We start from the raw sequence: 7,854 nt of genomic DNA, 5'->3' as shown, positions 1-7,854 counted from the left end.
TTCAACGATTATATCCATGTGACCCCTCCTTATTGGAATGACTACATGGATATTCTTACTATAAAAAGGAGGCATCTGGCGACATTTTCATTCCTTTTTGTGCCGACAAGTCGGCATGTGTGTTTGATTTAGAATTGGAATGAGGTATCATACACCTTTTTCTATCAACTCAACAAGCAGTACGTCTCCCAGAATAAAAAATGCGATACGTGAAACACCTTTACACTCCCTTTTGAGGTTTTTATCGTAGGCTGCACAGTCCTCCGGAGGGTTGACCATTTTAAAACCTTTTTCAACCAGATCTTTTGATATCTTCCCGATGTCATCCACTTCAAAACAGAGATGGTGTAGACCTCCTCCACTTTTTTTGAGAAAATTGGTTACAGGCGATATTTCATGCGTTGGCTCAAGCACTTCTATGTAAACATCATCCTCTTTACCTACATTTATGAATGATGCCGACGTCCTCTGACTTGGGTGCTCTACTGGGTCCGTTGCTTCTGTAAGCCCTAATGCACGGAAAAGCTCTACATAAATGGCTATATCGTCGACAACAAATCCGATATGGTCGAGTTTAATCACAGTTAATCTCTTTATTGTCAGTCTTTAAGTCTTTTTTTCAATTCTTTGACCAGTGCAATATTCTCGAGGTGCCCTGTCTGTCTTGCCGTAACCTTGCCTATAATAGGCCGGTTTAGAAGATACAGATCTCCAATCAGGTCAAGAATTTTGTGCCTTACAAACTCATCTTCAAACCTGAGTTTTGTATTAATAACACCTTGATCGTTCAGTATGATAAAATTACTTATCCTCCCGCCCGAACCAAGACCCATATTTTGAAGTTTTTCAAAATCCTTAAGAAAACCAAAGGTCCGTGCAGGCGCTATCTCGCTGAAAAAAGATTCTTTGTTGCAAATAAAATGATATCTCTGGGTACCTATGGGCTTCGGGTGTTCAAGGGTGTAGTCAATCTCAAATATGTCCGAAGGTTCAATGGACAGGAACTTCCCGTCAGGCAGCATTGAAAGACTGATAGTCTCCTGTATTCGCAGTGGTTCAACGCCCTCTTCCTGTTCGATAACTCCTGCTTCTTTGATTTTTTCACATATCTCGATAGAAGAACCGTCAAAAATAGGTATCTCCTCACTTACCTTTACGAGGAGGTTGGTAATGCCGTACATATGCAATGTTGCAAGGAGATGTTCAATGGTTCTCACAATGCAATTTTTGCCTTTGACAGACGATGCATAACCTACAGAAAATACATAATCAATATAAGCAGGTATGCGCTCTCCATCCGGTATATGCTCGAACATAATACCTGTGTCTACCGGCATAGGCATAAGTATCATGCCTGTTTTTACGCCTGAATGAAGTCCTACGCCATAAGCAACAATGCTCTTGCCTATGGTCTTCTGTTTATATATATCAACTCCTTTTGCAACCCCGATCTTGAAATCTGCCGCTTTGTCCATAGTACCGGCCTCACCTGCAAGCCCCCGCGAGATTACTTCAAGCACCTTATCTATGGACAGAGGTTTTTCAAGAAAATCATAAGCACCTATTTTCACAGCCTCTACGGCTGTAGAGATCGTTCCGTGTCCTGAAATGACAATTACAATGGCATCCTGATCCTTTTTTTTGATCTTTTTCAGCACCTGCAAACCATCCATCTCCGGCATCCACACATCAAGAATAACTACCCCGGGTTTTTCCTGATCGAATATAGTAAGACCCTCATTGACATCTGCTGTCTTAAAGACCTGGAAGCCCTCATCTTCAAGAATGGATGAAAGACTATCCAGAATAGCCTTTTCGTCATCGATAATAAGCACTTTTTTCATGGATGATATTGTACTTGAAACAACATTAATTTACAACCGATAACCGTTTGCAACTTATTAAAAACTGTAAGAATTAACCCGCAGGATTAGCCTGAAGGTATACTGATCAATTTGTGCTGATTAACTTTTATAAAACTTACGGATTGTCTTTTACGTTCACTTAAATCATTTTTTCACTTTAAATCCAACCTTCTCTATAGCGGCTTCAATTTCTTCCTTTTTTACCTGGGAATCATCATACTTAACAACAGCGTTTCCCACAGCCACGTCCGACTGTTCAACCCCTTTAAGCGCTCCTATTGCCTTTTTAACACTCATCACACAATGCTGGCAGCTCATACCATCAATATTAATAGTTGTTTCCGACATAGTAAATCCTCCTTTTTTATCAAAGACGTATAACTATTATAGGCATCAATCGGCCATATTACAAGCAAGGGTAGCATTGTTAATAATTTTCATTCTTGACTGATCGTCATATTCCGGTTTGGTCTTTGACAATAAATTCCACGCAGCTTACTGCAAGAGCTATGGCCGCAGCAAGGTTTTGCAAAAAATGGATCACAGGCTTGTCATGAAAGAGCTTTTTTTCTTGTGGTATATTATTTAAGTCCTTAGAATTGCACGGCAATACAAGCTCGTAAAAAATAATCTGGAAATATTTATTATTTTATTATAATATATATATAAGTTACAATTTAGTATAATATTATTAACAAAATGATTTGAGGGAGGTATCAATGCCTTACGATCCAACAAAAATGGCAGACTGGCAAATTTCTGAAGCAGCAACGGAAAAGATGAAATCCATCTGGCAGCTCAAAGACGAATTATCCCTTGAACAGAATGAAGTACTCCCCTACGGTAAAATAGGAAGGCTTGATTTTGCAAAAATCATAAATAGACTCAAGGACAGGCCTAACGGTAAATATATTGAGGTAACTGCTGTTACCCCGACCCCCCTCGGGGAAGGAAAAACAACAACCTCTCTTGGATTGATTGAGGGTCTGGGAAAAAGAGGGAAAAGCGTGGGAGGGGCCATCCGGCAGTCTTCAGGCGGACCCACAATGAACGTAAAAGGAAGCGCGGCAGGCGGCGGAAATGCCCAGGCGATCCCGTTGACGGAATTGTCTCTCGGATTAACCGGAGACATTAATAATATTATCAATGCCCATAACCTTGCCATGGTCGCCCTTACGTCACGGATGCAGCATGAAAGAAACTATAACGATGAGGAACTTGCAAGGAGGAATCTGCGGCGCCTCAATATAGATCCGAGCAACGTGCAGATGGGGTGGGTAATAGATTTTTGTGCTCAGAGCTTAAGGAATATTGTTATAGGTCTTGGCGGAAGAATGAACGGCTTTACAATGCAATCCCGTTTTGATATTGCGGTAAGTTCGGAAGTAATGGCAATCCTTTCGATTGCAAAGGACCTTAAAGATTTACGGGAAATGATCGGCAGAATTACAGTGGCATACGACGTAAAAGGGAACCCTGTAACCACTGAGGATCTGGAGGTTGCAGGCGCCATGTGCGCCTTCATGAGGGAAAGTATTAACCCTACACTTATCCAGACGATAGAGGGGCAGCCGGTACTGGTACATGCGGGACCGTTTGCAAATATTGCAATCGGGCAATCCTCTATTACCATGTAACTGAGAGTGGTTTTGCCGCTGAAATCGGGTTTGAAAAATTCTGGAATGTCAAGTGCAGGATCAGCGGGTTGGAGCCGAATGTTTCGGTCATTACAACCACAATAAGAGCGTTAAAGATGCACGGCGGCGGTCCAAGGGTGGCTCCGGGGCTTCGTCTGGCCGATGAATACAGGATGGAGAACCTTGAATTACTGGAAAAGGGCATCCCGAACCTGCTTCACCATATCAACATAGTGAAATTGTCCGGTATAAAGCCTGTTGTGTGCATCAACAGCTATAACAGCGACACAAAAGAAGAAGTTGCACTTGTAAAGCGCTATGCCGAGGCTGAAGGCGCCCGTGTAGCGGTGTCCGAGCACTGGTTAAAGGGCGGCGACGGGGCACTGGAACTTGCAGACGCGGTTATCGAGGCCTGTGAGGAAAAAACGGATTTTCAGTTTCTTTATCCTCTTGATATGTCTTTAAAGGAAAGAGTAGATTTAATCGCAAAGAAAATCTACGGCGCAGGCACGGTTTTATGGATACCGGATGCAGAGGCAAAACTGGCAAAACTGGAAGCTGATCCGGAAAAGAAAGATTATTTTACTATGATGGTAAAAACACATCTCAGTCTATCCCATGACCCGGAGTTGAAAGGAGTCCCGAAGGGCTGGAGACTGCCGGTGAGAGACATCCTTGTATTTACAGGGGCAAGGTTTCTCTGTCCGGTAACAGGGGCAATAAGCCTGATGCCCGGCACAGGTTCAGACCCTTCATTCAGGAGAATTGATGTAGACACCGAGACAGGACAGGTAACGGGGTTATTTTAATTTTAAGCGTGTAGATTGCCCGAAGTTTACTGCGAAGGAGTGTTACCTCTTCTGGTTTTTAACGCCTTGTTGTTTGTTTGCAGCAGGGCGTTTATTTTTGTATTATAGTAATGGAACATTTTTGAAGGATAATATGTCTAATAAAGCGGAAGTTGATATAAAAGACAGGATGGATGAGGATCTTGAATTTGTATTATTATGCAGGGACGGGGATGTTGACGCCTTTGAGGTGCTGGTTGAGAGGCATCAGAAAAAGATGTTAAACATTGCCTACAGAATGACAGATGATTATGAGGATGCCTGCGATGTTGTACAGGAGGCATTTTTGTCAGCATTCAAGTCAATAAAGAGATTTAGAGGAGAAGCACGATTTTCTACCTGGCTTACCGGAATTCTGATAAATCATGCAAAAAATCGCCTGAAACAAGTGAAAAACCGCTCCCATCATGAAGGGATATCCATCAATGATACTTTCGAAACCGACAGCGGCAGTTATAATATAGAGCCACAATCCTCTGAAATACCCGTAGTTGAACAACTTATGCAGAAGGAGGTTCAGGTGCAAGTGCAGAAATGTATCAGCCTGCTTGATGAAACATCCAGAGAAGTTGTAATTTTGAGGGATATGCAGGGTTTTTCTTATGAAGAAATAAGTAATATCCTTAAATTGCCTGATGGTACAATTAAATCACGGCTTTTCAGGGCAAGGGATGCTCTCAGAAACTGCCTGAAAAAGGTGCTTGGTGATCTATGAATAGATGTGCGGACATAGAAAAAAGACTTTCAGCTTATCTGGACGGAGATGTCGCTCCTCAGGAACAAGAACTCATTGAGGAACATCTTGCAATGTGTAAACAGTGCAGTAAAGCACTTGAAAATATTAAAAAGACAACAGAACTCGTTCGAAACCTTGAAGAAATAGAACCTCCGCCCTGGCTTAAGCATAAGATTATGGCACATGTCAGGGAAGAGGCTGAAAAGAGAACCGGGATATTCCGGAAGCTTTTCTTCCCCCTCCATATCAAGATTCCAATGGAGGTATTTGCCACTTGTCTGGTAGTAGTAATGGCAATCTATGTTTTTAAGGCAACAGGACCGGAAATACGGTCCCTTCAGGCACCATCCGGACAGACACAGGCACCATCCGGACAGACACAGACGCCATCCGAACAGACACAGACCACTGATTATCCGGATAAACAAAACAGGAAGACTGTAATATTATCTACCCCGGTTTCCAAAGAGAAAGCAGCCCTTAGAGAACATTACGAAAAAAATAAGGTTGTATCTTCCCAGCCAATGAAAGAAACCGCGGATATTATAATCCCCAGGGAAGTCCAGCCTGCGCCGAAGCTGCCAGTACCTGGATTGTCTGCTCCGCTCCAGTCTGTCCCTGCCGGATCTGTCAAAGAACGGGAAACAGGATTGAAAAGCAAAGCCCTTCAGTCTGCCCCATTATCAGCCGGGGTCCCTGAGCCTGCACATAAGAAAAAAGGGGATATTGCTGCTACTGATTCAGGGGGAAAATACCAGCTCGGACGTAACCCAGCCTCCAATGAAATGCAATTAAAAGCATCTGCTGTAGGAAAACAGCAAACCATTATTATGACAGTTAAAGCTGATAAAGTTATTTCTGTTGGCAGTGAAATCAAAGATATGCTTAAAAGTTTTGGCGCAGCAGATATCAAGCAGATATCACAAGAAAACATTGAAATCCTAACAGCAGTTTTTCCAGCTCAAAAGCTGAAAGAACTTTATGAGAAACTTAAAACTATCGGGGAAGTGAAAGAAAATGTTTTGATATATAATATCCCTGAACAAGAGGTTACAGTCAGGATAGAGATTGTCAATATTTCCAAAAAACCTTGACAGGGTTTCATATAAATAAACTCATATTTTCCATTAAGATAAGCACCGATGTCGGGCTGTCCTTGACAAAAACACTCATTACACTCCGGCGGCCGGCAAAGAATCACCAGTTCGCGCTGTTCAACAAGATAGTTCTTGTTCATCCAGTTAATGCGTAGCTTCCTGTATGTCACGCTGTGCGGTTTTTGCTTGAAGCACTGCTTTCTTTCCGAAAGTCATGCTTCGCGGTTTCTGCCTGAGGCACAAACAACTTCCTGAACTAAATAAAATGGATTTATGAACAGAGTGCAAGATTGCAATTGGTAATTATTCCTTACTTGAATGATAAATAAAAAAGGCAGAGTCATTTCTGACCCTGCCTCAAATGATCGAACGACGGGTTACTTTTTAAATCTTCTTCTGGCAGCTATAAGTCCGGCAAGTCCGGGAGCAAGGAGAAGAAGTGAAGGGGGAACGGGAACAGGATGGTGCATGTCTCGCATTGTGTCATAAGTGATGTTTAAGTTATCAAAAGCAACTTTTACGTCTTGACCGGAAAAAACAGGGGAAATGATTTCTCCTTCTGAACCAATTAAAGTCGTATGGCTCCATGCAGCGAGACCTATGCCTACCCATTCTCCCAAGGCTCCCGTCGCAGAATAATCATGGGAATCAATCAAATTCCAGGTGCCGTAAGATATACTATAGTATCCTGTCATGACCGAACCCTCTCTTTGAAGCCTTAATCCACCTATCGTCGCTCCTTGCGGGATAAAGGTTACATCCATGGAGCCTACTTCCTGAAAATTGGTAACGAAATTTTCCTTTGGGTTTGGCGGCTCACCTGCCCCGACACTCTGCCGGACAACCTGGCCATTACCAGGAAAGTCCTTACTGCCGTACTGTATACCAGCTCTAACTCCGTTGGCGGCAGGCCAGTCAAGTAACTGGAATTTGATCCTGATGTCGAAATCACCCTTCAATTCGAACTTGCTTCTCAGGCCCGCACTAAAATCGGGCCCGCTCGAACTCCCTCCTATCGTTATTTCCACCTGGTCATTGATTTGGGCAACTGTTTGATTTGAGTCAAAGTTCTTTTGTTTCCACGATAGTGCGGTAGTGGCTGTGTTACTAAAATCATCGATAAGCAAGGCGGCAAAAGAGTTAGATGCAAAAAAAATCATTGTGCATATTGATGTAAATGCTAAAAAAATCATTACGCTACGGTGTTTCATGATGGTACCCCCTTAATTTAATATAATTTGTGTTGTTGCCTAAAATAAATAATGCAAAATAGATTATGTTGCACCGGTCAGCCAAAGTCTCTTAATGAAATAACCTTTGATTTTCCATTCTGCACTTGTACGTGGCCTACCTTTTTATTTTAATAACTTTGTATAACATTTTTTTCTTTTTGTCTGTAGGATATTTATGACAAAGTCTGTAGGATATTATGCAAATTGTCGTGTCCTGATGATTACATAAGTGTAGTCACAATTCACCTGTGATGAACAGCCAACCTTGCCAAGTGCACAAGCAGACAGGGAAAGTATAACCCGGATGGTTCAATGAGCATTATAGTATGCTGTTTTTTATTGGGAAAAACAGGGGCCAGGTCTTGTTTCTTGCATTAGATTCGTCTGCGTTATTTCCGCTGTAAAAGTCAAGGCTCTGCGCTATTTGGTCCTCCCTGCG

General features: G+C 42.4%; 6 protein-coding genes and 1 pseudogene. 3 read left to right on the top strand and 4 right to left on the bottom strand.

The window, feature by feature from the left end; all coding sequences use genetic code 11:
• Nucleotides 1–147: 147 nt before the first annotated feature.
• From NT010_08520 to NT010_08510, 3 genes are all read right to left on the bottom strand, one after another.
• The gene (locus tag NT010_08520) at nucleotides 148–582 is read right to left on the bottom strand and encodes a VOC family protein (protein MCX5806094.1); all 435 of its coding nucleotides are present in this window, start codon (nucleotides 580–582) and stop codon (nucleotides 148–150) included.
• Nucleotides 583–599: 17 nt separating this feature from the next.
• Complete coding sequence (lpxC, locus tag NT010_08515) at nucleotides 600–1,844, bottom strand: UDP-3-O-acyl-N-acetylglucosamine deacetylase (GenBank protein ID MCX5806093.1); 1,245 nt, start codon at nucleotides 1,842–1,844, stop codon at nucleotides 600–602.
• A gap of 165 nt (nucleotides 1,845–2,009) precedes the next feature.
• Complete coding sequence (locus tag NT010_08510) at nucleotides 2,010–2,213, bottom strand: cation transporter (GenBank protein MCX5806092.1); 204 nt, start codon at nucleotides 2,211–2,213, stop codon at nucleotides 2,010–2,012.
• 371 nt (nucleotides 2,214–2,584) lie between these two features.
• Between NT010_08510 and NT010_08505 the strand changes: the two are divergent.
• The 3 genes and pseudogenes from NT010_08505 (at nucleotide 2,585) to NT010_08495 (ending at nucleotide 6,180) form a co-directional block, all read left to right on the top strand.
• Nucleotides 2,585–4,311: pseudogene (locus tag NT010_08505) on the top strand (formate--tetrahydrofolate ligase).
• Nucleotides 4,312–4,444: 133 nt separating this feature from the next.
• Entirely contained in the window at nucleotides 4,445–5,065 is a 621-nt protein-coding gene (locus NT010_08500; GenBank protein MCX5806091.1) for a sigma-70 family RNA polymerase sigma factor, read from the top strand.
• Nucleotides 5,062–6,180, top strand: a complete 1,119-nt coding sequence (locus tag NT010_08495; protein ID MCX5806090.1) for a DUF2275 domain-containing protein — start codon at nucleotides 5,062–5,064, stop codon at nucleotides 6,178–6,180. The genes NT010_08500 and NT010_08495 overlap by 4 nt, the downstream gene beginning before the upstream one ends.
• Nucleotides 6,181–6,560: 380 nt before the next feature.
• Here NT010_08495 and NT010_08490 read toward each other — a convergent pair whose 3' ends face one another.
• Nucleotides 6,561–7,394 carry a hypothetical protein gene (locus tag NT010_08490; GenBank protein MCX5806089.1) on the bottom strand — a complete coding sequence of 278 codons (834 nt, stop codon included), beginning with the start codon at nucleotides 7,392–7,394 and terminating at the stop codon, nucleotides 6,561–6,563.
• Between the last annotated feature and the right edge of the window lie 460 nt (nucleotides 7,395–7,854).

Source organism: Pseudomonadota bacterium, from assembly GCA_026388275.1.
Taxonomy (GTDB): Bacteria; Desulfobacterota; Syntrophorhabdia; order Syntrophorhabdales; family Syntrophorhabdaceae; genus JAPLKB01.
The sequence above is the reverse complement of the archived record's forward strand: the minus strand, read 5'-3'. Positions and strand labels throughout refer to the sequence as shown.